The following is a 25,414-nucleotide window of genomic DNA, read 5'->3' as shown; positions in this document are numbered from 1 at the left end:
GGCACCGATCGCCCACTCGCGAATCTCCTTGGTCGTCTTCGCCGCCGGAGCCTTCCTCACGACAAGCTTCTCCGTATCTACCTCCTTCACGGCCGCCGTCTTCACAACCGACTTCTGCGCGGCTGCCTTCTCAGCAGCCTGCTTGCCCGCAGCGACCTTCTTCGCCGGAACCGTTGTTGCCTGAACCTTCTTTGGCTGAACCTTCTTGGCCTGAACCTTCTTGGCCTGAGCGCCCTCGAAAGCCTCTACGATCTCCGCCGAAATTCGGCCACGAGAGGACACATCAAGACCGGCACCGATCGCCCACTCGCGAATCTCCTTGGTCGTCTTCGCCGCCGGAGCCTTCTTCGCGGCAGGCTTCTCCGTATCTACCTTCTTCACGGCTGGCTTCCTTGCGGCGAGCTTCTTCGCCGGAGCCGTCTTCGCCTGAACCTTCTTGGCCTGAGCGCCCTCGAAAGCCTCTACGATCTCCGCCGGAATCCGACCACGTGGCGACACATCAAGACCCGCACCGATCGCCCACTCGCGAATCTCCTTGGTCGTCCTCGCCGCCGGAGCCTTCTTCGCGGCCACCTTCTTCGAGGCTGCCTTCGTCACGGCCACCTTCCCGGTGGCCGAATTCTTCGCCTGAACCGTCTTCGCCTGAACCTTCTTGGCCTGAGCGCCCTCGAAAGCCTCTACGATCTCCGCCGGAATCCGACCACGTGGCGACACATCAAGACCCGCACCGATCGCCCACTCGCGAATCTCTCTGGTCGTCTTCGCCGAACCTTTCGAACCCTTCGGTGACTGGGCCATCTTGTTCTCCTTCTTCGCGGGCAATCGTCGAACGCACACAGTAACGGCAAACTTCTCTCGGTAGTCAAAAAGCTCACCTGAGCTAACTTTTCGACGTCTCCAGCTATTACCTATCCGGGCAGGCCAACACGATACTCCGGGCTCCACATCGCGACTCGCCCCCGAAAGCCGCTTCCCCACCACCCTCGAAAATGCTTCGCCCGCTGCAGCATCAAATACGTCAGCTTTGACGCATTCGGCGATGAGGGGTTTCAGCAAAGCGTGCGCCGGGTCACACCTGCACCGAGTCGTGACGTCTGAAACTGTAAGCAAACCATAACCGATACAAATTACGTTCGTACCCTCACCAGTCGATTACCAAACACACACCCCAGTCGTCGGCGAGTCACTGTTCGCCCAACGCCCTCCCCAGGGGGCTTGCCCCAACCCAATGAACGTCCGCATTGCCCTCACCCCAGCCACGACGGTGATACGCGGCGATCGTCGTCTTCAGGACCTGCCCTCGACGCCGATCATCACCGACAACCGCGATCCCCTAGCGCCCGGTTGGCGCTCGATGGGCGGCGGTGGTCTCCTTACTCAGCAGGTAACGCGCGTGCTCGACGAACTGCCCGGTCATCGGATGGCGATCGTTCCGGGGCCACGTGAGGTACACCTCCACCGGGGCGACATCGGGTAGCGCGGTGTAGCTGACGCCTGGATGCGGGTGGCTGTATTCCGTGGCGACACTGGTTAACCCGATCGCTTCACCTGTAGCGATCGCGGTCAGCCACTCGTCAACATTTGCAACGACCATCGTCCTTTCAGGACGCTCGTTCGCCGGCCACAGATCCAAGTCAGCCGTTCCCGCGGTGGAGCACAGTGCAATGCGTCGCCTCGACAAATCGCTGAGTGACAACGGACCTGTCTGATTGAGCGAATCGTCCTCGGCAACCGCAACCATGCGATCTTCATACCCGAGGAGCACGTGTTCGAACGTGTCCGGACTGGGGAACGACGACCGGAAGAACGCAATGTCGACCTCGCCCTTCCTCAGGGCAAGTTCGGGGTTGTCGACCTGCCTGACAACGAGCGTCGCATCGGGATTTTCGTCCTTCCAGGTTCGTAGCAACGCCACCGTATGCCGCCCCAGCGCCGACCATGCGTATCCGACCCGCAGGGGAGCTGGTCCGGCCGTGGCCTCGGCGATGGCGTCGTCGACGCTCTGAAGTATGCGGTGTGCCCTTTCCCATAACCGCCTGCCTGCCGCGGTAAGTTCCAAACTTCGCGTGGTTCGTTCGACCAACCGTGTTCCGACCCGCTCCTCGAGTTGACTGAGTGTGCGCGACAACGCTGGTTGCGCCGTATGTAAGGCGGCAGCAGCGGCCGTGATACTTCCCTCGTCCCCGATCGCCGCAAGCGCACGCAGATGCCGCAACTCGATATTCATAACTTTCAAGCATAACCGGTCGTCAAGAAGTATTTCTCTTCCTACCGTCGGTGTCGATAACTTGGCCGCATGAACATCCTGCTTATCGGATCCACCGGCCGACTCGGATCTGCGGTCTACACCGCACTCGCAGATCGTGGCCACAAAATTGTCACCGCCAACCGCACCGGAGGCGACTTCCGTGCCGACATCACAGACCCTCGAGCCGTGGCCGCACTCTACGAGAAGGTGGGTGTACTCGACGCCGTCGTGAGCGCTGCAGGCGTCGTACCGTACAAGCCCATTCAGCAGATGACCGACGATGACTACTTCGCCGCGTACGCGGGTAAGGTCCGCAGCCAGGTGGAGTTGGTCCGCCAGGGGATCGACCGGGTCTCCCTCACGGGATCGTTCACCCTCATCACGGGCATCCTCGCGCGTACCTCCATTCCCACCGGGACCGCCGCGTCCCTCGCGAACGGGGCGGTCGAAGCCTTCGTTCGGGCCGCCGCGATCGAGATCGCCCCGCAGCGCATCAACGCCGTCAGCCCCACCGTGTTCACCGAGGCACTGGATGCGTACGGGGATTACTTCCCCGGCTTCCCCTCCGTCGATCTCGCCGACGTCGCGCAGGCCTACATCCGCTCCATCGAAGGCGCACAGACCGGTCAAATCTACAAACTTGGCTAGGGCTCGATGCCGAGAACCCAGCCTTTCAGCGCAGTCTCACTATCACCGTAAGGAAGCGATCCCACCCCATGAGCACCACTTCCCCTTTCCCTCGGCAACCCACGCAGCATGCGTACGACGTCGTCATCATCGGCGGCGCCACCAGCGGCTCCGCGATCGCGTGGTACCTGAGCACCAACCCCGACTTCACGGGCTCGATCCTGGTTGTCGAGCGCGACGCCGGGCTGACGCACTCCGCCACCATGGCGAGCAACAACTGTATGCGTCAACAGTTCGCCACCCCGATCAACGTCGAGATCGCCCAGTACGCGGCTGAATTCGTGAAGAACTTCCGGGAGAACCTGGGTGGAGACCTCGCCATCCCGCACATTCCGATCCGGACCTTCGGGTACCTGTACCTTGCCGACAACGAGGAGTTCGCCGAGACACTGCGTGAGGATCAGCAGCTTCAGGCATCATGCGGGGCCGGCACCGCGATTCTCGCGCGTGACCAGATCGCCGAGAAGTATCCCTTCTACAACCTCGACGACATCGTTGCGGGAAGCCTCAACACCGTCGACGAAGGCGCCTTCGATGCCCTGGCCATGGTCGAGTGGCTCCGCGGCAAGGCTCGGGAACATGGTGCCGACTACATCGAGAACGAAGTCGTCTCCATGACCCGCTCGGGTGAACGCATCGACAGCGTCACGCTCGAGACCGGTGAGGTGATCAGCGCGGGAACGGTTGTCAACGCCGCAGGCACCCGCGCGGGACTCGTCGCGCAATTGGCGGGCGCGGATCTGCCGATCGAAGCTCGCCGCCGCTACACCTACATCTTCTCCGCAGAGACTCCGCTGGATCAGGACCTGCCGCTGACCATCGATCCCACCGGCGTCCACATGAGGTCGTTCGGGGAAGGCAACTACCTCGTAGGGTGCCCACCGTGGGGTGGCGATCCCGCAGTGGGTTTCGATGATTTCGCCTATGAGGAAGGCATCTGGGAGGAGAAGATCCTCCCGGTCATCGCGAACCGCCTGCCGACGATCGGCGAGGTCACGGTGATCGATTCCTGGGTCGGCCACTACGAATTCAACACCTTCGATCACAATGCGATCCTCGGCCCCCATACCGAGGTCACGAACCTGCTGATGTGCGCTGGGTTCTCAGGTCACGGTAGCCAGCAGGCACCCGCCTGCGGTCGTGGTGTCGCCGAACTGATCACTTACGGCGAATTCCGGACTCTCGACCTGTCCCCGCTCGCCTACGAGCGCATCGCCAAGAACGAGCCGCTGATCGAACGGGCTGTCATCTGAAGACCCAGCGGCGCCACTTCTCCTGTGCCGGCGGGAGCGAGCATGTGGGCCGGGTTCTCGCTCGGCGCAGAATTGCGGGGGACGGTGTCGCGGGCGTCACACGAAGGCGCTGCGTCCGGTCAACGACCGTCCGACGATCAGGGTGTTCATTTCCCTGGTTCCCTCGTAGGAGTAGATCGCTTCCGCGTCGGCGACGAATCGGCCTACGTTGTGTTCCAGGAGTATTCCGTTGCCGCCCATCAGCTCCCGCGCCCAGCCGACGGTCTCACGCATGCGGACCGTGCAGAATGCCTTGGCGAGCGACGAGTGCCGGTCTTCGGCGTGCCCCTGATCCTGCAACTGGGACAGCCGTGCACACAGGGCCAAGGACGAGGTGATGTTTCCGAGCATCCGCACCAGCAGGTCCTGCACGAGCTGGAAGCCGCCGATCGGCCGGCCGAACTGTTCACGAGCGCAGGCATATCTCAGCGCGTTCTCGTATGCGCCGCGCGCGCATCCGACTGCCATCCAGGCCACGCCCGCGCGTGTCAGTCGGAGCACCTCGCCGGTGTCCGTGAATGTGTTCGCGCCTTGTAGGCGGTTGTGCTCCGGAACCCGCACGTTGTCGAGCGTGATGAGCGCGTTCTGCACGATCCGGAGGGCGATCTTGTGCTCCTGCTTGTCCGCCGTGAATCCCGGCGAGGAATTCTCGACGACAAATCCCTTCACCTGGCCATCGGCAACATCCTTGGCCCAGATGACGGTGAGGTCGCCGAACGTCGCGTTGCCGATCCATTTCTTCTGCCCGTTCAGGGTCCAGGTGTCACCGTCACGTTCCGCGGTCGTGGTAAGACCGCCCGACGCACCCGAGCCGACGTCGGGTTCGGTCAGCCCGAAGGATCCGATCTTCTCGTACCGTGCCATCGAGGGGAGGAAGCGTTCACGTTGTTCGTCCGAACCGCACAGGTAGATCGATCCCATGGCGAGGCCGCCGTGCACGCCGTTGAAGGTGGCTATCGAGGAATCCGTGCGGGCCAGCTCCATCGCAATCATCCCGTCGAGCAGGTAGCTCCGTCCGGCACAGCCATGGCCCTGGTAGGGCACGCCGGCGATGCCGAGTTTCCGGAGTCCGGGCACGATCTCGAACGGGAAGGTCCCGGCATTCCAATGTGTGTTGATGATCGGATCGACCTCGGTGGTCATGAAATCGCGTACGGAGTGCAGCATTGCGCGCTCGGAGTCGGAGAGCATCTGCTCGAATGCATAGAAATCCGACGTGTCGATGTTCGGGCTGGGGCTCATGGGCTTACTCCTGGGTCGTGAAGGAAGGCGGTGATCACCGGCGCGAGTTCGGAGGCATTGGTGACCAGGTCGATGTGTCCGCCGGAGTGCAGATGGATGGTCGAATGCGGCAACAGCTGATTCATGATGCGGGCGTTGACCACGGGCACGATCGGGTCGTCGGTGCCCGCGACGAGGAGGGTCTGCTGCCTGATCGCGGGCAGCAGGGGCAGGCTCGTCCATACCGCTCCGGCGAGCAGTTGATGGAAGTAGCCGATCTTCGATCCGGCGTGCAGCTGCTGGAGGAAGAGCCCGGCAACGTCGTCACCCTGCCGGCGCGCGGTGCCGCCGTACAGGTCGCCGGCGATCGAGGCCGCATAGGCCGGGTCGCGGAATCTGCGCGGTGTCAGCATCTTGGCCAGCACCCGAGGGTTGCCGGGAACCATCACTGCGCCGGTGCCGGTCGCGGCCAAGACCAGTCGCCGGCACCGGCGCGGATTCTGGACGGCGAACTGCTGTGCCAGCGCCCCACCCCAGGACAACCCGAGCACGTCGACGACGCCGAGGTCGAGTGTGGTCAGCACCCGCCCCAGCATCCAGGCCAGGTAGGCAAACCCGTAGGGGGCAACGGACGCGGGGGATCCGCCGGTGCCGGGAACGTCGAACCGAATCACGGTGATCTCCGGATCCAGCTGCGCCACCAACGGATCGAGCACCTCGTAGCTGGCCCCGATGCCGTTGCACAAGACCAGCGGAACACGTCGGGTGCCGGCGGATCCGGGCCGGATGCTGACGCGGATCCGCTGACCGGCGGTCGCGACGAATCTCTCGGCCTCGATGGCCGCGTTCATCGGTACAGCACCACGACATCGGCGATGCAGGCCGGGCGTTCGGTGCCGTCGACCTCGTAGGTCAGTCCGAACACGACCTCGACGCCGGCGGGCTTGTGCTGGGCCGACGTGACGGTCACCGTTGCCCGGAGTTTGGCACCGACCGGCACCGGCGCCGGGAACCGCACCTTGTTCAGCCCGTAGTTCAGCGCGGCCTGCACGTTGTCGATGGTCAGGACGTCGGCGAGCACTCGCGGGGCCAGCGAGAGCGTCAGGTAGCCGTGCGCGATCGTCCCCGCGAACGGCCCCCGGGCGGCACGTTCGGGATCGGTGTGAATCCATTGATGGTCGCCGGTCGCGTCGGCGAAGAGGTTCACCTGGTCCTGGCCGAGTTCGTACCACGCGGTGGTTCCGAGGGTCCGTCCGGTCAGGTCGAGCAAGTCCGCCGGGTTGGCGATCTGTGTGGTCATCGTCTTCTCTCAGATGGTGTCAGTTCTGGTGCACGTAGGTGCCGGGCGCTGGGGCGAGGGGTGCATAGCCCGACCCGCCAAGGGCGTGCGGGGCGTCGACTTCGGGGCCGCTGCGGTCGGCCAGCCAGCTGATGTAGTCCGGCCACCACGAGTCGGTGGTCTGCTCGGCCGTCTGCACCCACTCTTCGGCCGTGTCCTGATCGACTTGGCCGATCCGGAACGAGGCCCTGGGGTTGCCCGGCGGGTTGACCAGTGCCGCGATGTGGCCGCTCGACGAGAGGACGAACCGGTTGTCCTTGGAGCCGAGCAGCCGGGCACTGCGGTAGCAGGCCTGCCACGGGGAGATGTGATCGGCTACACCGCCGACGACGTACGAGTCCGCGGTGACCTTCGACAGGTCGACCGGGGTTCCCAGCATGCTCACCGCCCCGGGAGTGGTCAGCGCGTTGCGTAGTCCCATCAGCACCAGGTCGCGGTGCAGCGCGGCCGCCATCCGGGTGGTGTCCGCATTCCAGAACAGCACGTCGAAGGCCGCAGGCGAGCGGCCCTGCACGTAGTTGTTCACCCAGTACCGCCACACCAGGTCCGTCGGTCGCAGCCACGCGAACACCTCGGCCATCGCCCGTCCGTCGAGGTACCCCTTGGACCTCGACGCTCGGATGGCGGCCTGTGCTGCGCGCTCGCTCATTGCGGCCGAGGCGAAGCCGGCCCTGTTCTGGTCGAGCACCGTGACGGCGAGCGTGAGTCCGGCGATCCGATCGCCCTCGCCGATCGCAGCGAGATGGGCCGCGGTCATGGCGGCGAGGATGCCACCCGAGCAGGTCGCCAGTAGGTGCGCGCTGTCGGTCCCGGCGATCTTCTGCACCGCATCGAGCGCCTCGATGATCGCCGCGCCGTACGTATCGACGTCCCAGTCGCGGTGCCGGGCTTGGGGATTGCGCCACGAGATCGTGAAGACCTGCTGGCCCTGCTGCAGGAAGTACTCGATCATGCTGCGACCGGGAGCGATGTCCATGATGTAGTACTTGTTGATCACGGGCGGGATCATCAGCAGCGGGATCGAGCGCACCTTCGGTGTCTGCGGTGCGTATTGGATCAGTTCGAACGCCCGGGTCTGCAACACCACAGCCCCCTTGGTGGTGGCGACCGTCTCGCCGACGGCGAACGCGTCGGGATCCACCATCGCCGGAATCCTGGGCTGGGACAGCATGTCACGGGCGAAGGCTTTCAATCCGCGCACGGCGCTCAGACCGCCGGTGTCGATCATTGCTTTCCAACCGACCGGGCTGATGAGGGGGTTGTTGGTCGGCGCCAACCCCTCGATGATGTTGTCGAGAACGAACCGCATCTTCTCCGCGTCGCGCCAATCCAACTGGGCATCGTCGAACAGCTTGTCGGCGGTCTCCGCAGCTGCCAGGTACGCCTGCATGGTTCGCTTGAGCAGGGGATTGCCCTGCCATGCCGGATCGGCGAAGCGTTTGTCACTCCTCGCGGGGGCACGTTCGCAGGTCCCGACGGCAATCGTGCCCAGTTCGCGCGCCAGGGTAGTGCCGCGACGAGCGAGTGTGCGCTGCCGTTTGGTGAGATCGACCGCGGACCGGGCCCAGGCCCCATTCGGGAGCATTCGCCCGAAGAATCCTCGGGTGGAGCTGGTCAGCAGCAGGTCCAACGGCGCGGCGAGCTCGTCGGGGCTCGTGGTCGGGCTCTTGGTCGGGTTCGTCATGACTACGTGGTGCTTTCGGTTGTAGGAACGGTTACCTCGCGGCGGAGAATCTTGCCGGTCGCTCCCTTCGGGAGACTGTCGACGATCCACACGCGGCGCGGGTACTTGTAGGCGGCGACTCGCTGCTTCACGAAGTCGCGCAGTTCGGTGGGATCGACCCGAGCGCCGTCCTCGAGGACGACCGCAGCGCCGATCTCCTCGCCGAGCGAGTCGTGCGGAAGACCGACGACCGCGGCCTCGACCACCACCGGATGCTCGTAGAGCACCTCCTCGACCTCCCGGGGGTAGACATTGAAACCACCGCGGATGATCAGGTCCTTCTTGCGGTCGACGATGTAGAAGCAGCCGTCTTCGTCGACCTTGCCGACGTCACCGGTCGAGAACCAGCCATCGACCGAGAGCGCCGACGCCGTCGCTTCCGGCAGGTTCCAGTACCCCTTCATCACGTTGTGACCCCGGATCTGGATCTCGCCGAGCTTGCCCTGCGGGACCTCGTGGCCCACCAGGTCGACGATCCGCATCTCGACACCCTCGACCGGGGTACCGATCGATCCGGGCTTGCGCTCGCGGTGCAGGTGGTTGAAGGACGCTACCGGGGAGGTCTCCGACAGCCCGTAGCCCTCGAGAATCGTGGCACCGAACGTCTTCTCGAAGTCGGTGAGTACCTGAACCGGCAGGGAGGCGCCGCCGGATACGCAGACGCGGAGGGACGCCGTCGCCGAGGAAGGAAACCCCCTCGCCTCACCGAGCAGCGCCGAGTACATCGTCGGCACGCCCTCGAACACCGTGACTGCGTCGCGTTCGATCACGTCGAGGGCCGTATGCGGGTCGAATCTGGGGATCAGCGTGAGCGTCGCACCCGCCGACACCGAGGTGTTCAGCCCGCAGGTCAGCCCGAAGACGTGAAAGAGCGGCAGACACCCCATCACTACGTCGTCGGGCCCCAGTTCGATCAGGGTGCGCGCGGCGACGTCCTGGTTGCGGTCGAGGCCGCCGTGGGTGAGTTCGGCCCCCTTCGGCTTGCCGGTCGTCCCCGACGTGTGCAGGACGACGGCGGTGTCTGTATCGGCGCGGTCGACCGGACTCACTTGTTCGGGTAGATCCGCCGTCAGCCTCACCAGGTCGGCATCGTCGACCAGCCAGCATTTCGCTCCGGCTGCCGCGGCGGCCGCGGTGGCCTCCGCGGCGAAGGCCGGTGTCGCGAAAAGCGCTGTCGCACCCGTGTTGGACAGGTAGAACTCGATCTCGCGGGACTTGAGCAACGGGTTCATGGGCACCGCGATGGCACCGCTGCGCAGGATGCCGTAGAAGGCCAGCGCGAACGCCGGCGTAGTGGGCAGCATCAGCCCGACCCGATCGCCGGCCACGATTTCTTCGCGGTCGAGGAAGGTGGCGACCCGCGCGGCCGCCGCGTCGAACTCGGTGAAGGTAAATTCCTGATCGTCGCAGCGAAGCGCGATCTTGTCCGGGTATTTTCGAGCTGAGGCAACAAGATTCAAACTCAGATTGGACAAGAGGACCTCCGGTGACTGTTGGCGTTTTGCCGTTGATTCAAGGGTGACTCCCGGAGCCGCCTCAGTCGATGGCCGCGGGAACAACGTCAACGGGCCGCCGGTGTGTGCGCTCACAACCGGCGTCGATTCGGCCTATCGTGTCGGTATGGAGGGACGACCAGATCCACCCATCGTCGAACTCGCCGACGCGATGCTGGCCCGTGCCGACGAGTTCGGTGCCGCGCTGGCCGCGGTCATCCGTCGCGACATCGACTACTACCGGTCGAACACCCTCGTGAGCGCCGACGAGATCCAGCGCAGCTGCAGCGCGAACATGACCTTCGTCTTTCGTGCGCTGGCCGGAGACACCGCTATGGACGTTTCCGCGGCGGAAGCGACCGGGACCTCCCGGGCGCTGGCCGGCGTCCCGTTGCCGGCGGTGATGGCGGCGTACCGGGTCGGCTTCCGCTTCATGTGGGAGAAGACGGTCACCGAGGCGAGAAGTAGCGGGGTGCCGCTCGACGCGATCCTGAACGCCACGTCGCAGATCCTCATCGCCCAGGACATGTTCACCCAGGCGATGACCGACGCGTACCGGCACCAGCAAACGATTCAGGTCCTCAACCACGAGGAGGAACGTTCGGCGCTCGTGGAAGCGTTGTTGTTCCGCCGCATCACCGACACACAGAGCCTGTGGGAGACCGCCGACCTCTTGCGGTTACCGACAGCCGGACCGTATGTCGTTGTAGCAGCGCAGGTTCCCGCCATCGGCAAACTCGGACTCCCGGAAATCGCAAGCAAGCTCGACGTCCGCGACATCCGCTCCGCATGGCGACTGCTACCCGACCTCCAGGTCGGCATCGTCTTCCTCCGCCGCCCCGACATCCTCCACGAGCTGATCGACGTCCTCGACACCGTTGCCACCTCGCGCGTCGGCATCAGCCCACAATTCGACGACCTCAACGAGACCAGCGAAGCACTCCGACTCGCCCGGATAGCCACCGGCGAGAGACCGTCCGGCGACTCCTTGATCACGGTCTTCGACGGGACTGCCCTCGCGTTCGCCGCCGTCAGCGCACCCGAGGCCATGAAACGGATCGGGAAGTCCGTGCTCGGACCGATCGATGACCTGCCACCCGAGGAGCGCAAAATTCTGGTGGACACCTTCGCGGCGTGGCTCGATACCGGTGGTTCGGCGAACGAGACCGCGGCGAAGATCTACTGCCATCCGAACACCGTCCGGCATCGACTCCACCGCATCGAAGAGTGGACCGGTAAATCGCTGTCGCGGCCAAGAGATGTCGCCGAACTCTGCCTGGCCTTCGAGATCGACCGACTACTGCCCTGACGGCAGCACGTTCAGGGCACTCGGCATCCTGATCGCCGTCCGCGAAGAGTTTGATGCCGCCGACGCGCGCCCAGTCCCGTTGTCGCGCCTGAGATGTCAACCAGGCATGGTCGGGATTCGGCAACATTGTCAGTGGGCGGGTTCGAAGCCCGCCAGCAACTGTTCGAGCGCCGACTGGTCGGGCCCGACGAAGGGATCGGCCTGCGGGGCGGCGGCGAGCATGTCGAGGTACTCGGCGGTGCGCCCCTCCGCCGGCGGCAGGTGAGTGCCGAGTATTCGCCGGGGGTCGAGGTCCCGCAACGTCGACACGGTGGCCGAGAATTTGGCTTCGTCCACCATGTGCACCCAGGGACTGTCCACGGTGGCCCACAGGTGCTGGGCGGCGCGGACCACGCTGGGAACGCAGTAGCCGACGTCGTCGGCGGTGGCGAGTTCGGCGGTCTCCATCGGGGCCCCGAAGCAGTCGGACGAGAAGTAGGACCCGCTGCGGTCGTCGTAGCAGCCGACCGTGCTCGGATTGTCGAACAGCGGCGGCCGCAGCGCCGTCAGCCGGCGATCGCCGACGTCGAGGGATTGTCCCGGGTTGAGCAGGTACACCCGGTCCAACGGGAGGGGCCGTTCGCACGACATGATGCCCATCGCCGCGAACGTGGTGATCAGGCGCGCGTGCGGCGCCTGATCGAGCAAGTCGAACAGTGCGCCGGTGTGATCACGGTCCGGGTGGGTCAACCACACCCATTCGACGTCGGCGGGGTCGAGGACGGATCCGAGTGCGTCCATGAAGCCCCGGCCGGGCAGACTCAGTCCGGTGTCGACGACGACGGGCTCAGCGGCCAGCAGAACGTAGGCGTTCACCGGCAGATGTCCGATTCCGGGCACTTCGAGCGCGTCACCGAGAACCGCGATGTCGTGTCGTATTCTGTTGATACGCATGAGATTTCTCCTCACTGATCGTAGTCGATGCGGATCAACGACCTGGCGATCCCCGCCAGGTCGACTGCGGAAGGGACGTATCCGCGGGAAACCTTCAGACCCAGTTCGAACGGTGAGGCCCCGTCGTCGAGAGCCGCCCGGAACGCTGCGCCGGCCTCGGCGGGCGTGACGTCGAGCAGCAGGGCACGGCCCCGTCGGACGCGGCCGCATCGGGTCACCGTCACGGCTGCACCACCGGCGAAGTTGAACCGCCACGGCCGCTCGGTGAAGATCACCGTCTCACCGTCGACGTCGTGAAGGCACACCGGCACACGCAGGGTGCGGCCGGTGCGGCGCCCGGTGAACTCGATCAATCCCTGGCGTCGAATACGCCGGCCCGACCACCGGGTCGTGAGCACACGCCGCACCACCGGATTGACGAGCCGCATCAGTGCGGGCGGCGGCGGACTCAGGCGGACGGTCGCGGTATCGGACTTGGACATGTCACCGACGCTATGCGCGGCGCGCCAGGGACACCATTCCACAAATGTGGTATTCCCGGCGGCCGATCCGGACTCGTACCATTGACGGGTGAGCGTGGATTCCGTGCAGCGCGCGGCGGATAAGATCGCACAGTTGTGCGCCGCGCCGCGCGGCCTGATCGCGTTGTGGCAGGACGCGTCGGAAGTCGTTGCCGGGGTTGTCCCCTACTTCTGGACACCCTGCTGGTTCACTCTCGACCCGGTGTCGTTGCTGATGACCAGTCATTACCACCTCGGCATGGACGAGTTCCCCGGCGAATGGCTGGCCGCCGAGTACTACGAGGACGACGTCCAGTCGGTACCCGGCGTGATGCGTTCGGCCACCGGGCTTTCCACGCTGCACGATGCCGCCGGGGGCGATCCGTCGCACAGCCCGCGTTGGCGCCGGAACCGCACGCTCGGCGGAGATCAGGAGTTGATCGCCCGCCTCCGCACCCGCTCGGGCGAGACCTGGGGAGCGCTGTCCCTCTACCGTGCCGAAGGCATGCCGATGTTCACCGAAACCGAGAAGTCTTTTCTCGCAGAGATTTCGCCGGTTCTGGCCGGCGGCGCCCGCCGCGCACTGCTGTGCGGGCAGGCCGCGGAGCCGGAGTACTCCGATTCGCCAGGACTGATCGTGCTCGACGACCAGTGGGACGTCGAATCGGCCACCGCGGGTGTCGACCGGTGGATGGCGGACCTCCCCGGCGGAAACTGGGACCGCGGCGAGCTGCCGCCCGCGGTGATCACCCTCGCCGCCCGTGCGCTGCGCTCGGCAGAAGACCGCGATCACCTCGGCGAGGTCGCGCTCTCCCGGGTGCTCTCCCGCTCGGGATCCTGGGTGGTGCTTCACGGTGCGTGCCTCTCCTCCACCGGGCGGCGGCGAATCGCCGTGATCGTCGAACCCGCACACCCGAGTCGGCTCCATCCTTTGTTGATGTCCGCGTACGGACTGACCGAGCGGGAGAAGGAGGTCACCACCCTGGTGCTGCAGGGGGCGTCGACGTCGCAGATCTCGACCGAGCTGTCCGTGTCCGCGCACACCGTCCAGCAACACCTCAAGAGCATCTTCGACAAGACCGGGGTGCACAGCCGACGAGACCTGGTCGGCACGGTGTTCTTCCACCACTACGAACCACGGTTCCGTGACAACGAGACGCGAGCGCTCGCCGACCGGCCGCTCCGGGGTGGCCCGTGGCCGACGGATCGTCGCCGCTGAGAGGGCCTCCTCAGATCCGCCGCATCACGGAGACCACCTTGCCCAGGACGACCGCGTCGTCGCCGTCGATGACGGTGTAGGCAGGGTTACGGGGCTCGAGGAAGACGTGGCCGTCGCGGCGCCGGAGCACCTTCACCGTGGCCTCGCCGTCGATCATCGCGGCGACGATCTCACCGGAATGGGCCTCGTCCTGGCGGCGCACCACGACGACGTCGCCGTCGCAGATCGCGGCGTCGATCATCGACTCGCCGCGCACCCGCAGCCCGAACACGGTGCCGGAGCCGACGAATTCACGCGGGAGCGTCAGCATCTCGTCGGCATGCTCCTCCGCGAGGATCGGCGCGCCGGCCGCGATGTCGCCGACCACCGGTACCGTCACGCTGTTGTCGGACGAGCGACCTTGCTTCGCCTCGGACAGGAACGGGCGCACGTCCAATTGCCGGGCCATCGCCGAGCCTCGCTGGAGAAAGCCCTTTTCCTCGAGGCTCTTCAGGTGCTTGGACACCGACGACGTCGACCGCAGGCCCACGGCGTCCCCGATCTGCCGGGTGCTCGGCGAGCATCCGTGTGCCGCCACCCAGTCCCGGATCGTGGCCAGAATCCGCTGCTGGCGCGGTGGCAGGGTGGAGGCGTCGAGGCCACCGAACATGTCGAGATCGTCGTAATCGGTCACCCGAGGAATCGTAGGGGGTGACGACAACCCCTACGGCAGGGTGTGGGCGTGCGATCGGCGTTACTCGCCGCGCTTCTGCTCGATGCTCCACGCCGCGATCTGCGCACGGGAGTTGAAGCCCAGCTTGGACAGGATGTGTTCGACATGCCCCTGCGCGGTGCGTTGCGAGATGACCAGCCTGGCCGCGATCGCCTTGTTCGTCAGGCCCTCGGCGACGAGTTCGGCGACCTGTTGTTCGCGCCTCGTGAGACTCGTCGCCCCCGGCTCGACCGAGCTGTCGGAAGGTCCCGTCTCCTCGAGGGCATACGCCGCGGCGTCGTCGAACCGCGTTCCGAGGCCCTGCCGGAATTCCGTCTCGAATCCGCGGTCACCGATCGCTTGCCGGGCCTCCTGCTCGAACCGGGCGTGCTCGAGGTGTGCGTTCGGGAAAATCGTGCTCTGACTCCCCACCGTGCGGGCAAGGGCCTCGGTGGCACCCATCAACCTGGCCGCGCGCCGCGGCGCCCCGTCGTCCACCGCAATCCACGACAGAAGCTCCAGGCACCCCATCGCACTGATGCGGTCGTCCACCAACCGCGCGAGCTGCAACCCCCGCGTCACGAGATCCTTCGCACGGGAACCCTCGCCCCGCCGCCACGCCCCCATCGCCGCACCCCACAGCGACCACCCCCGGTACACGGACTCGCCCCGCGACTCGGTGACCGCCAGAATCTCCCGCTGACACTCCTCACTCCGAGCACGGTCTCCGGCCGCGTCACAAGCGAGCGCGAGCCCGAGCAGCGACCACATCAGATACAGCGGATTGCCGTCCTCCCGGAACACCGGGAGCGAGGATTCGAAGTACTCGCACGCCGTCGCGGACTCGCCGGTGAACAGCGCATGCCAACCGGCGGCATCGGCCATCAGCGCCCCGCCGAGACGATCACCGAGCTGCGCCGCCATCGCCGCTCCACGCTCGGCATACAGCGCCGACGCATCCGGGTCGCCGTTGAGCCCGGACAGCACACTGAGCACGTACAACGCCTTGATCCGCTCCACGTCGGCCGTGCCGCCCTGCACCGCCAGAAGCTGCGCGAGCCACCGCATGCCCTCCCGCAACCGGCCCCGCACCCGCCAGTACGGGTACAACGCCGCCGCCATCCGCAGTCCCGCCGCCGCCTCGGCCGGACCGGTCAGGCAGAACTGCAGCGCCGCACGAATATTGGGTAATTCGGCGTCCAGACGCACCAGCCAGCCCACCTGCCGCGAGCTGATCCATTCCGACTCCGCCCGCAGCACCAGGTGCTCGTACCAGTCCCGGTGCCGTCGCAACAGCGATGCGAACTCCCCGGTCTCCTGCAACCGTTCCGTACCGTAGTCACGCAGCGTTTCGAGCAGCCGGTACCGCACCGTTCCCCCGGCCTCTTCCCGGATCAGAATCGACTTGTCGATCAACGACCCGACCACATCCACCACCTGGTCCGCCGCGGAGGTGTGGGCGCAGATGCCTTCGACGGCGTCGAGCGCGAAGCTGCCGAAGAAGACCGCCAGCCGCCCCCACAACTCCCGCTCGGCGGACGAGCACAACTCGTGGCTCCAGTCGATACACCAGGCCAGGGTCTGCTGCCGGACCGGCGCGCCACGGCTGCCCGTGGTCAGCAGACCGTAGCGGTCCGTCAACCGTCGCAGGATCTGGTCCTCCGACATCGCTCGCAGCCGGACCGCCGCCAGTTCGATCGCGAGCGGCAGGCCGTCCAGTCGACGGCAGATCCGCGCCACCACGTCCTGATTGTTCTCGGTGATGGCGAAGCCCGGGACCGCCATCGCCGCGCGCTCGGCGAACAGACTCATCGACTCGTAGTGGTCGAACTCCCCGGCGGCCTGGGCCTGGCGGTTGGGGTCCGGCATGGTCAGCGGCGGCACCCGGAACACCGCTTCTCCCCCGATACCGAGAGGTTCCCGGCTGGTCGCGAGAACCCGAAGCTCCGGGCACGCGCGCAGAAGGGGACGCGCCAGGTCGGCGGCCGGTTCGACGAGATGCTCACAGTTGTCCAGCACGAGCAGCAGCTTCCGGGGCTCGAGATATTCGACGAGCAGGGCCTCGGGTGCGACGCCTGCGCCCTCGCGCAGCCCCAACGCCGACAGCGCCGCGTCGACGACCGCACCCGGCTCGTATACCTCTCCCAACTCGACCAACCACACGCCGTCCTCGAACGCGCGAGCAGAATCGGCGGCGACCCGCAACGCGAGCCTGGTCTTCCCGACACCCCCGATACCGGTCAACGTCACGAGCCTCGACACCGACAGCAGACTGCGAACCTCGACGACCTCACGGCGACGGCCGACGAAACTCGTCAGCTCATGGGGAAGGTTTCCCGCATTCGTCCTGTCACCGGGAGCCATGGAGCCGTCACTTTCATCTCACGCGCGCCTCCGACCAAGGTACCTCCGCAGAATCCGGATTCGCAGCGACGCGATCAAAGGCGGCAGTGGGTCGAATCCGAAATCGGATCACTGTAAGTAGGACGCATAGTCACCGAAAGGAACCTGGCCGGTGGGGCTCGACCGTACCGCGTCGGCAACCGCCGGAGGAATGGGAGCCCAATAGGCGGGCATCGCGGCCGCCAGGGACGGCTGCAGCACGTAGAGCAGTGCGAAGTTCACAATCCACAGCGGCGGCGCCATCGACATGCCGACCTCCGCGCTCACACCGCCCTTGGTGTTGGTCACCAGTTGAGCTTCGCCCGACATCTGTTGCGCTGCAAAGCCAAAGGCCGCTTGCACCGTGTACGCCGACTCGTACAGCGCTATCAGGGTGTGGGTCGCGCCGTTGTTCCTCAACCAGGTGCCCACGAAACCGCCGGGAGCGATCAACGAGTTCACCTGCCGCGTCGGCGCGTCGGCGTTGGCCGGACTCTCCAGCAGTCCGCTCGGGTTCACGTAGAGCCCGTAGCTGGCCAGAACCGACGGCGTGTTGCGGCCGTCGACGTCGGAATAGAGGGGACGGTCGTTCGTATTGGTGAGGATCCTGGCGCACGCATCGATCACCTCGGCGGCGTCGCTGCTGCCGCCGACTCCGCCGCCGGTGATGAGGTCGCGATACTGCTGCTCGGACAGCGCGTCGGACCGGTCGAGCCCGATCTGCACGGCGATCTCGTCCGCCACCTGCTGACCGAGCGGCGCGTTGAGCTGACCCGGGCTCGTCAGCTGCGTCGGCGCCAGACCCTCGTAGCCGGGGTCCCCGGAGAAGGGGATCGCGAACCCGGTGTCGGCAGCCGGTTCACCGCCGGCCGTCCCGGCAGTTGCCAGGGCGAGAAGGCACACGCCCACCAGTGCCAGTACCGAGAACATCCTGCGGTGGGGGGTTGCTCCGCGTCGATGTCCCGCCAAACCTGTGCCGCGCATACGTCAACCTCCCAGAACACCATCCGGCGAGATAACTTATGATCAGTCAAACGTCGCGGCTGACGCTGTGTCAAGACTTGCGTCACCGGCACCGCGGGGGCGGTGACCTAATCCGGGACCAGGACCGCGGGTCCCAGCCATTGGCACACGAGCAGTGCGAGTTCGACGTCCAGCCGATCTCCGGCGAAATCCTTACCCCGCACTTCGGCTGCCCTTTTCACGCGGTACTTCACCGAGTTGTGGTGCAGATCAAGCTCTTTTCCGGCAGCGACGTTGCTCAGGTTGTGGGCGAGATAGACCCGCACGGTCTCGCGCAACCTGGCCGAATTCTCGTTGTCCGCAGCGAGTCCGCGCAGAACGCCGCGCACCCAGGCGCGGGTGGCCACCAAGTCCTCGATCAAGAGGGCAACCGTCGATACTCCGGGTTCGTCGTATGCGGTCACGACCGGTGCGCTCTGACCCGCCGCGATGGCCACGGCTCGCGCACGTTGCGCCTGACCGTGGGACTGCCGGAAACCCTCGATTCCCGCGGCCGCGGCACCGAGCGCCACGACCAGTCCGGGATGCCTCCGCGCGAGGAAGTCGCACAAATCTTCCTGCGCCCGCTCGGGACGTGACCGTGAGCCAAGCGGAACCCACACCCAGCCGGTCACCCGGTCTGCGGCCACGAACAGCGGGTCGGCCACCGCACCCACATGGGTCGCGAAATCGTGTGCCGCAGATTCGATTCGGGACAGCATGTCGGACGAATCGGCGTCGGAGCTCCAGACGATCGCGGCCAGGTGACTCTGCTGCAGAACATAACCCAGGGCGGCCCCTGCATCGGGAGGTGCATTGCCCGCCAGAATCTCCTGAACACGCACGGCGCGGACACTGCTCCGGTGAGCGAGCCACCGTTCCCTTTCGCGCTCGTACACGGCCACCACCTGCTGTGACACCCTGTCGATGTAGACAGACATGACCGTGATGATGCGTTCGAGCACCGGCATGCTGAGTTCCGGCTGCACCGAAGCCGCACGCAACTCGTCGAACACCAGCCCGAGCAGATTGGTCTGCCCCAACCGATACGCGCGAACCAGCGCGTTGACGGGAACGCCGTGCTGGGCGAGCCTTCTCGCATACTCCAAGGCGGCGGCCGGTGCGTCCAGATCCTCGGGAGCGATGTTGTGCTGCAAGGTATGGAAGATGGTGTCGAGGTTGCCCTCCACGCTCGCCCCCAGCAGATCGAACAATTGGCGGTCCGCCCGCAGATCCGGGATCTCCGCGTAGAGCACGCTGGTGATGTCCGCCGTCAGCGACACCAGCCGCTCGTTGAGGGAACGCGCGATTCTGGCGACAAGCAATGCGGCTCGTTCCTCGTTCGATGCCATGCGAAGACAATATCGGTCTTCGGTGCCAATGGACGACGAATCCCCCAACCATCACCTGAGGCGTTCCCTACCTGGATATTTGCGAATCAGCACACCGCATTTCCTCGACACCCGACTGTCACGCTATTTGTCCTTACCGGACAAATAGGCGAGCATTCTTGATTCCTCCAGGACGTCGCCACGGTCTCGAATGTTCCCTATCGTGGAGTCGTTCGGTCAGCCGCCACTCCCCACGGGCCGCCACAGACGAAGGAATCAACCTTGAACGACCCCAGCAATTTCCGAGGAAGAACCACAGTTATGTCCGGAGGGAGCCGCGGCATCGGTCTTGCGATTGCGCGCGCAATCGCACGCCGGGGCGGGAACGTCGTCCTGCTGGCCAAGACCGGCACGCCCGACCCCCGGCTACCGGGAACCATCCACACCGCGGTCAGTGAGTTGACCGAACTCGGCGGACACGCCCTGCCCGTGGTGGGAGACGTCCGCAATGACGACGACATCGCGCGGGCCGTCGATCTCGCCGTCGACCGCTTCGGCGGCATCGACATCGTGATCAACAATGCGAGCGTGCTCGACCTGTCACCGACCGAAGACCTCACACTCAAACGATTCGATCTGATGCAGCAAGTCAACGTTCGCGGCACCTTCGCCTTGACTCGTGCCTGCCTGCCCTACCTTCGGAAGTCCGCCGACCCGCACGTGATGACATTGTCGCCTCCCCTGAATCTGTCACAGCAGTGGCTGGGCGCGCACCCGGGCTACATGCTCGCCAAGTACGGAATGACGTTGGCAGCGTTGGGCATTGCAGCCGAGTACCGGAACACGAACCTATCCTGTAACTGCCTGTGGCCGCAGACCACGATCGCCACCGCGGCAGTCGGCAACCTGCTCGGCGGCCGGGAAAGCCTGCACCACTCTCGGTCACCCGAGATCATGGCCGACGCGGCAATCGAACTCCTCAGCCGCCCCGCCGGCACCGACAACGGTAGGACGTTCCTCGACGTCGAGGTCCTCGCAGAGGCCGGTGTATCCGACTTCGCGGAATACGGCGGTGAGCAACCACTGACGGTCGACATCTTCGTCGATGGACCGGATCTCGCACACCAGATGTGAGACCGGGCGGGTCAGACCGCTGCCAAGCCGAGGCAAGTAGAGCGAGCGCCGCCTGCCGGGGAAATCGAACACCGACTTGGCGCCGGCTCGAATCGCTGGGCTCGAATCAGCGAGCCGGCCCTGCACCCATACCTCGAAATACCGCCGCTCGTCTGATCGCGGGGTGCGGGTATCGAGGTCCGGCGAACTGCGCACACCGCACGGATCAATAGCATGGACCGAAGTTACTTAGCAAAAAGAGCTAGCACTCACCCGGCATGAGTGCTAATTTCTTAGTGGGGTCCAGGTCACAAGCTGGGGCCTCGACCACACTGCTCGTGTTCGTGGACGGGCACGTCCCATACACAACCGACGCGCCAACCGTACGAAGGAGGATCATGACCGCCGCCGTCCCCCACAGCCCCCGTGCCGACAACTGCATGTCTTCCTCCGTCGACACCGACGAGACAGGGAAACAGCACGGCTCACGGTTGCCTGCCGTGTCGATCGCCTTGGGGGCTGTCTCCGTTGCGTCGTTCTGGGTGGTCGGACTCGGCTTCATCCTGGGAATAGCCGCGGTCGTCTGCGGCGCTATCGCGACGTCGCGGTCCGCGGATGTCGACGACGAGGCAGCATCGTTGCGGGCCCTGTTGGGCGTCGTCGCCGGGGCAGCGGGCATCACCGTGTCCGCGATCGCCCTCTTCCCCATGCTCGCGCAACTGTGAACACGATCGCCAGGATCGGTGGGCGCTACCGCAGTTGGTCGCGGCGTCGGGTCAGGTAGGCAGTCTCGGCGGTGTTGCCTGCCAGATCGATGGCTTTGTCGTAGGCGGCGCGCGACTGCTCACTACGACCCAATCGGCGTAGCAGGTCGGCGCGGGTCGCGTGGTAGGCGTGATAGCCGGCCAACGTGCCCTCGAGACGGTCGACGGTTGCCAGTGCCACCTCCGGGCCGTCGAATTCTGCGACGGCGACGGCCCGGTTGAGGGCGATGATCGGCGAGGGGTCGATGCGGACCAGTTGGTCGTAGAGGGCGAGGATCTGCGACCAGTCGGTGTCGCGCATGTCGCGGGCAGAGGTGTGGACGGCGTTGATCGCGGCGAGGATCTGATAGCGACCCGGAGCCACCCCGGCGGCGGCAGCGGCCAGGCGCTCGCGCACCAACCGGTGCCCCTCGGCGATCAGTGCCGCGTCCCAGGCCCCGCGGTCCTGCTCGTCGAGAGCGACCAGTTCGCCGCTCGCCGACACCCGGGCGGTGCGGCGCGCCTCGGTGAGCAGCATCAGCGCCAGCAACCCGGCCACCTCCCCATCGTCGGGAAGCAGGTCCCGGATCAGGCGGGTGAGCCGGATCGCCTCGGCGGTCAGGTCGTCACGTATCGGATCGGCGTCGGGGCCGGTGGTCAGGTAGCCCTCGTTGAACACGAGAAACAGCACAGCGAGGACACCGGACACCCGGGCGGGGAGATCGTCGGCGGACGGCACTCGATAGGGGATACGCGCCGCCTTGATCTTGTCCTTCGCGCGGGTGATCCGCCGCCCCATCGCACTCTCGGTCACCAGGAACGCGCGGGAGATTTCGGGCACGGTCAGACCGCCGACCATGCGTAACGTCAGCGCCGCGCGGGTTTCCATCGCCAGCGCCGGGTGACAGCAGGTGAAGATCAGCCGGAGCCGGTCGTCGTCGATGGCGCCGAGCGGCTCGGGCGGGTCGTCGTCGTGCACCACTCGAGCCTCCTTGTGCTTGTCGTCGCGCTTGTTCTCGCGCCGGATCCGGTCGATGGCCTTGTGGTTGGCGGTGGTGGTGAGCCAGGCGCCCGGGTTGGGGGGCACGCCGTCGGCCGGCCATCGCTCGACGGCGGTCGCGAACGCCTCGGCGGCCGCGTCCTCGGCGATGTCGAGGTCGCCGAAACGCCGGGTCAGTGCGGCGACGACCCGGGCCCACTCCTCGTGGTGGGCCCGGGTGATCGCGTCGCAGGCGTCGCTCAGTGAAATGGCCGCACCTCGATCTTGCGATCGCAAATCTTCGACGCCTCGGTGGCGAGCGCGAGCGCCACATCCAGATCGGGGGCCTCCCAAACCCAGACGCCGGCAAGGTACTCCTTCGACTCCACGAACGGCCCGTCGCTGAATACCGGTTGCTCGCCCCGGTTGTCGATGACCGTGGCCGTGGTGGTGTCTGCGAGTCCGCCGGCGAAGACCCAGTAGCCCTCGGCGATCAGTCGTTCGTTGAACGCGCTGATGGCAGGCTGCCGGTCGGCGCTGCCGGGATTGCTCTTGTCGTCGATCACGGAAACCAGATATTGCATCGGAAGATCCTCTCCTGTGGTGGTGTACCGGTTAGGGGACGTCACGCCGTCGCGTACCGGGGGGGCTCCCGGCGGGCCGGAAGACCTGGATCGTCACGCCCTTCGAGTCGACTCGCGACTCCACCAGTTCGAGTGCAAGGTCCGGTCCGGCCTGCGGGAACAACCGCGCGCCCTGGCCGAGGACCACGGGAACGACGATCAGGGTCATCTCGTCGACCAGATCGTTCTGCAGCAGCCACCGGGTCAGTGCGCCGCTGCCGTGCACCTGCAGCTCACCGCCCGGTGTGGCCTTCAGATCCGCGATGGCGGTGGCGAGGTCGTCGGACAGGACGGTGGTGTCCGGCCATTTCGGATCGGCGAGCGTGGTCGATGCCACGTACTTGGGCTGTGTGTTCAATGCCCGCATGACGGGCTCCCAGCCGGGGACGTCCTGCTCCGTCAAGGACCCCCAGGAGCCGGCGAACAGCTCGTAGGTCCGGCGGCCGAGCAGAAACGCGTCGGCGCGCTGGTAGGTCTGGTTGATGAACGCGTGGGTCTCGTTGTCGCCCTTGCCCCGGGCCCATCCGCCGCGCTCGAATCCGTTTCTGCGGTCCTCGTCCGACGCGCCGCCGTTGCCCTGCATCACTCCGTCGAGGGTGACCTGGGTCATGGTGGTGAGCTTCATGGTCGCGGTTCCTTTGCCTCGGCGCCGCCCCTCGTGGGCGGCCTCACCCCTTCCACGAACGCCACCGCCCCGATCGGACACCGCATCCCGGATTTTTTCGAGGAACTTTTCCGGTGCCGGTGCTTCGGGCGCAGGCATGACCGGCGACCAGGCCATCCGCGCTCGACAAAAGCCGCCGGTTCAGATGCGTATTTCGTGCGGCAGCTCGGCGGTATCGGCTGCCGCGTGCGGGCCTTGCGACGCCGCTTTCCCGGGTGCGCGCGCCGCTACCGGCAGGATGGCTCAGCGGCGCGGACTCCGGAGAACTTCGGCGTTGCGCGGGGGGAAGGGTTCGCAATTGTTGTACCTGCGTTCGAGAACGGCGAGGTAGTGGGCGACGGCTTCGTCGACGAGGGCGGACCAACTGTGGGGGGCGCCGGCGATGTGGCCGATGGCAGCGACGGCGTCCTTGCCGTGCTCGATCCTGGCGGTCTCGATGGAGACGGAAACCTGCTTCTTGCCTGCGGGCGCCCGTTTCGCGGTCATCTTCTCCTCGCCGAGAGCACCTACTTGCGCGACGTCCACGCACTGTTCGACGAGGTTCGGCAGCCGCCGCTTACGGCGTTCGAGGGGGTTGCTCGCGGGTGCGGGCTCCCGTGTCACGCCCACCAGGAGCTCCTTTCGACGTGTCCGCGAGTACGTCCCGTCCGGGTGGGCGCCGCCTGCGCGGGCCTGTTCGCGGCGTTCGAGGGGGTTGCTCGCGAGTCCGGGCTTACGTGTCGCGGTCATCAGGGCATCCTTTCGACGAGTTCTCGGGCGGCGTCGCGGTAGGCGCGTGATGCGGAGGAGGACGGTGCCCACCTGACGACGGGTTCTTCGGCGCTGTAGCTCTCACTGACACGGACGGACTTCGGGATGATGGTGCGCATCGTCTGGTCGGGGTAGGTCTCGCGTAGCGCGGCGAGAACCTGCTGGTCGATGACCTGACCGAGTTCGACGCGGCCGCACAGAATGTGATTGAGCCGCGCGGTGGGGTTGAGCAACTCGACCTGCTGGGTGATGTAGTTCTCGATGCGCATGAGCGCTTCGAGTTCCATCGCTCCCGTCATGACTGCGGCGAGCACTTCGGTGCAGGCGACGAGTGCGCTGATGGTCAGGTGGTCGAAGTCTCCGGGGCAGTCGAGGAGGTTGAAGTCGACATCGGGGGCGCCCGCGAGGGCCTTACGCAGGATGCCGTGGGCACCGGGCTTCTTGAGGAAGTAGGGCCCGACGGAATCGAGTTCCTTGGTGGCAGGAACGAGGTGGATCCCGGACGCGGTGATGGTGGTCGCTTCCTCGATGCTCGCCACCAGCATGAGTACCGACAGGACATCGTTGTCGACCGCTTCGGGCGTGGCACCGAGCCAGGTAGTGGCGTTGCATTGCGGGTCGAGGTCGACGACGCGGACGGTGTAGCCGGCTTCGACGAGGGCCTGGGCGAGGTTGACCGCGCTCGTGGTCTTGGTCGAGCCGCCCTTATGGTTGACCACTGCGATGGTGCGGGTCATGGTGTCCCTTCGGTTAAACATACTGAGGCATCTCAAGATACTTAACTTCGGCGCGACACGCGGACGAGCCGCCGATCTGAGCTGTGTTGCCGAGGACCCGTCTACGCGACGCGCGGTTCAGGCCGAGTGGCCGGCTTCCTGGACAATTCCCGCGAGCTACGCTTGTACATGGCCACCAGACAACGATGGAGCGAACTCAGCGACCGCAGCCGACGGCTGATCATCGCCGGCGCCGCCTTCGAGGGCGTTCTGAAGGTCATGGCGCTTGCCGATATCAAGCACCGACCGGCAAACCAGATCAGGGGATCGAAGTCGGTTTGGGCGACAGCGGTGGCGCTCGTCAACTCGGCCGGCGTCGTCCCCCTGGCCTACTTCCTCTTCGGTCGATCGACTCCTCACGGCTGACGGTGTCGCGGGACGTTTGTCACCTCGGTC

25 protein-coding genes are annotated in these 25,414 nt (G+C 65.9%); 7 read left to right on the top strand and 18 right to left on the bottom strand.

Annotated features, from left to right (window positions below; genetic code table 11):
* Both P3H15_RS09535 and P3H15_RS09530 read right to left on the bottom strand, forming a co-directional pair.
* Positions 1 to 837 (bottom strand): histone-like nucleoid-structuring protein Lsr2 (locus tag P3H15_RS09535; RefSeq protein ID WP_346348767.1); only part of this gene is annotated, 837 nt, incomplete at its 3' end.
* Between the two features lie 496 nt (positions 838 to 1,333).
* Positions 1,334 to 2,227, bottom strand: coding sequence for a LysR family transcriptional regulator (locus tag P3H15_RS09530; RefSeq protein WP_276136988.1), 894 nt, complete (start codon positions 2,225 to 2,227; stop codon positions 1,334 to 1,336).
* Between the two features lie 69 nt (positions 2,228 to 2,296).
* On the opposite strand from P3H15_RS09530, the gene P3H15_RS09525 reads away from it, so the two are divergent.
* Both P3H15_RS09525 and P3H15_RS09520 read left to right on the top strand, forming a co-directional pair.
* Complete coding sequence (locus P3H15_RS09525; RefSeq protein WP_276136987.1) at positions 2,297 to 2,896, top strand: short chain dehydrogenase; 600 nt, start codon at positions 2,297 to 2,299, stop codon at positions 2,894 to 2,896.
* Positions 2,897 to 2,964: 68 nt separating this feature from the next.
* A complete protein-coding gene (locus tag P3H15_RS09520) occupies positions 2,965 to 4,188 on the top strand; it encodes an FAD-binding oxidoreductase (protein ID WP_276136986.1) in 1,224 nt (407 codons plus the stop codon).
* 96 nt (positions 4,189 to 4,284) lie between these two features.
* Here the strand turns inward: P3H15_RS09520 and P3H15_RS09515 are convergent, their stop codons facing one another.
* From P3H15_RS09515 to P3H15_RS09495, 5 genes are read right to left on the bottom strand one after another with little or no spacing between them, the layout of a single operon-like run.
* Positions 4,285 to 5,469 (bottom strand): acyl-CoA dehydrogenase family protein, encoded by a 1,185-nt coding sequence (locus P3H15_RS09515; RefSeq protein WP_276136985.1) that lies wholly within the window; start codon positions 5,467 to 5,469, stop codon positions 4,285 to 4,287.
* Positions 5,466 to 6,299 carry a poly(3-hydroxyalkanoate) depolymerase gene (gene phaZ, locus P3H15_RS09510; protein WP_276136984.1) on the bottom strand — a complete coding sequence of 278 codons (834 nt, stop codon included), beginning with the start codon at positions 6,297 to 6,299 and terminating at the stop codon, positions 5,466 to 5,468. Before phaZ ends, P3H15_RS09515 begins: the two co-directional genes overlap by 4 nt.
* Positions 6,296 to 6,748: a MaoC family dehydratase gene (locus tag P3H15_RS09505; protein ID WP_276136983.1), complete on the bottom strand. Its 453-nt coding sequence runs from the start codon at positions 6,746 to 6,748 to the stop codon at positions 6,296 to 6,298. Before P3H15_RS09505 ends, phaZ begins: the two co-directional genes overlap by 4 nt.
* Before the next feature lie 19 nt (positions 6,749 to 6,767).
* A complete protein-coding gene (locus tag P3H15_RS09500; RefSeq protein ID WP_276136982.1) occupies positions 6,768 to 8,471 on the bottom strand; it encodes an alpha/beta hydrolase in 1,704 nt (567 codons plus the stop codon).
* Positions 8,472 to 8,473: 2 nt separating this feature from the next.
* Positions 8,474 to 9,985 (bottom strand): long-chain fatty acid--CoA ligase, encoded by a 1,512-nt coding sequence (locus P3H15_RS09495; RefSeq protein ID WP_276136981.1) that lies wholly within the window; start codon positions 9,983 to 9,985, stop codon positions 8,474 to 8,476.
* Positions 9,986 to 10,130: 145 nt separating this feature from the next.
* Between P3H15_RS09495 and P3H15_RS09490 the strand changes: the two genes are divergently transcribed.
* Positions 10,131 to 11,312, top strand: coding sequence for a CdaR family transcriptional regulator (locus tag P3H15_RS09490; protein WP_276136980.1), 1,182 nt, complete (start codon positions 10,131 to 10,133; stop codon positions 11,310 to 11,312).
* A gap of 129 nt (positions 11,313 to 11,441) precedes the next feature.
* On the opposite strand, the gene P3H15_RS09485 is transcribed toward P3H15_RS09490, so the two are convergent.
* Both P3H15_RS09485 and P3H15_RS09480 read right to left on the bottom strand, forming a co-directional pair.
* A complete protein-coding gene (locus P3H15_RS09485; RefSeq protein WP_276136979.1) occupies positions 11,442 to 12,245 on the bottom strand; it encodes an MBL fold metallo-hydrolase in 804 nt (267 codons plus the stop codon).
* A gap of 11 nt (positions 12,246 to 12,256) precedes the next feature.
* On the bottom strand, positions 12,257 to 12,727 hold the full coding sequence (locus P3H15_RS09480; protein ID WP_276136978.1) for a grhN: 471 nt from the start codon (positions 12,725 to 12,727) through the stop codon (positions 12,257 to 12,259).
* Between the two features lie 88 nt (positions 12,728 to 12,815).
* On the opposite strand from P3H15_RS09480, the gene P3H15_RS09475 reads away from it, so the two are divergent.
* The gene (locus P3H15_RS09475) at positions 12,816 to 13,964 is read left to right on the top strand and encodes a helix-turn-helix transcriptional regulator (protein ID WP_276136977.1); all 1,149 of its coding nucleotides are present in this window, start codon (positions 12,816 to 12,818) and stop codon (positions 13,962 to 13,964) included.
* Between the two features lie 10 nt (positions 13,965 to 13,974).
* On the opposite strand, the gene lexA is transcribed toward P3H15_RS09475, so the two are convergent.
* The 4 genes from lexA to P3H15_RS09455 all read right to left on the bottom strand — a co-directional run bounded on the left by lexA (position 13,975) and on the right by P3H15_RS09455 (position 19,391).
* Entirely contained in the window at positions 13,975 to 14,637 is a 663-nt protein-coding gene (lexA, locus tag P3H15_RS09470; RefSeq protein WP_276136976.1) for a transcriptional repressor LexA, read from the bottom strand.
* A gap of 60 nt (positions 14,638 to 14,697) precedes the next feature.
* The gene (locus P3H15_RS09465; RefSeq protein WP_276136975.1) at positions 14,698 to 17,019 is read right to left on the bottom strand and encodes a LuxR C-terminal-related transcriptional regulator; all 2,322 of its coding nucleotides are present in this window, start codon (positions 17,017 to 17,019) and stop codon (positions 14,698 to 14,700) included.
* A gap of 108 nt (positions 17,020 to 17,127) precedes the next feature.
* Positions 17,128 to 18,021, bottom strand: coding sequence for a hypothetical protein (locus tag P3H15_RS09460; protein WP_276136974.1), 894 nt, complete (start codon positions 18,019 to 18,021; stop codon positions 17,128 to 17,130).
* Positions 18,022 to 18,128: 107 nt separating this feature from the next.
* Positions 18,129 to 19,391: a CdaR family transcriptional regulator gene (locus P3H15_RS09455; RefSeq protein WP_276136973.1), complete on the bottom strand. Its 1,263-nt coding sequence runs from the start codon at positions 19,389 to 19,391 to the stop codon at positions 18,129 to 18,131.
* Between the two features lie 261 nt (positions 19,392 to 19,652).
* Between P3H15_RS09455 and P3H15_RS09450 the strand changes: the two genes are divergently transcribed.
* Together P3H15_RS09450 and P3H15_RS09445 are read left to right on the top strand one after the other, a co-directional pair.
* Positions 19,653 to 20,504 (top strand): NAD(P)-dependent oxidoreductase, encoded by an 852-nt coding sequence (locus P3H15_RS09450; protein ID WP_276136972.1) that lies wholly within the window; start codon positions 19,653 to 19,655, stop codon positions 20,502 to 20,504.
* Positions 20,505 to 20,881: 377 nt separating this feature from the next.
* On the top strand, positions 20,882 to 21,208 hold the full coding sequence (locus tag P3H15_RS09445) for a hypothetical protein (protein WP_276136971.1): 327 nt from the start codon (positions 20,882 to 20,884) through the stop codon (positions 21,206 to 21,208).
* Between the two features lie 25 nt (positions 21,209 to 21,233).
* Here P3H15_RS09445 and P3H15_RS09440 read toward each other — a convergent pair whose 3' ends face one another.
* From P3H15_RS09440 to P3H15_RS09420, 5 genes are all read right to left on the bottom strand, one after another.
* Positions 21,234 to 22,469, bottom strand: a complete 1,236-nt coding sequence (locus P3H15_RS09440) for an RNA polymerase sigma factor (RefSeq protein ID WP_276136995.1) — start codon at positions 22,467 to 22,469, stop codon at positions 21,234 to 21,236.
* A complete protein-coding gene (locus P3H15_RS09435) occupies positions 22,466 to 22,789 on the bottom strand; it encodes a YciI family protein (protein WP_346348766.1) in 324 nt (107 codons plus the stop codon). The genes P3H15_RS09440 and P3H15_RS09435 overlap by 4 nt, the downstream gene beginning before the upstream one ends.
* A gap of 31 nt (positions 22,790 to 22,820) precedes the next feature.
* On the bottom strand, positions 22,821 to 23,453 hold the full coding sequence (locus P3H15_RS09430) for a dihydrofolate reductase family protein (protein WP_276136969.1): 633 nt from the start codon (positions 23,451 to 23,453) through the stop codon (positions 22,821 to 22,823).
* 282 nt (positions 23,454 to 23,735) lie between these two features.
* Complete coding sequence (locus tag P3H15_RS09425) at positions 23,736 to 24,221, bottom strand: hypothetical protein (RefSeq protein ID WP_276136968.1); 486 nt, start codon at positions 24,219 to 24,221, stop codon at positions 23,736 to 23,738.
* Complete coding sequence (locus tag P3H15_RS09420) at positions 24,221 to 24,979, bottom strand: ParA family protein (RefSeq protein WP_276136967.1); 759 nt, start codon at positions 24,977 to 24,979, stop codon at positions 24,221 to 24,223. Before P3H15_RS09420 ends, P3H15_RS09425 begins: the two co-directional genes overlap by 1 nt.
* A 126-nt stretch (positions 24,980 to 25,105) precedes the next feature.
* Here P3H15_RS09420 and P3H15_RS09415 point away from each other — a divergent pair, with 126 nt between their 5' ends.
* Positions 25,106 to 25,384 carry a hypothetical protein gene (locus P3H15_RS09415; RefSeq protein WP_276136966.1) on the top strand — a complete coding sequence of 93 codons (279 nt, stop codon included), beginning with the start codon at positions 25,106 to 25,108 and terminating at the stop codon, positions 25,382 to 25,384.
* The last annotated feature ends 30 nt before the right edge of the window (positions 25,385 to 25,414 follow it).

Source organism: Rhodococcus sp. T2V (genome assembly GCF_029269925.1).
GTDB classification, from domain to species: domain Bacteria; phylum Actinomycetota; class Actinomycetes; order Mycobacteriales; family Mycobacteriaceae; genus Rhodococcus_F; species Rhodococcus_F koreensis.
The sequence above is the reverse complement of the archived record's forward strand: the minus strand, read 5'-3'. Positions and strand labels throughout refer to the sequence as shown.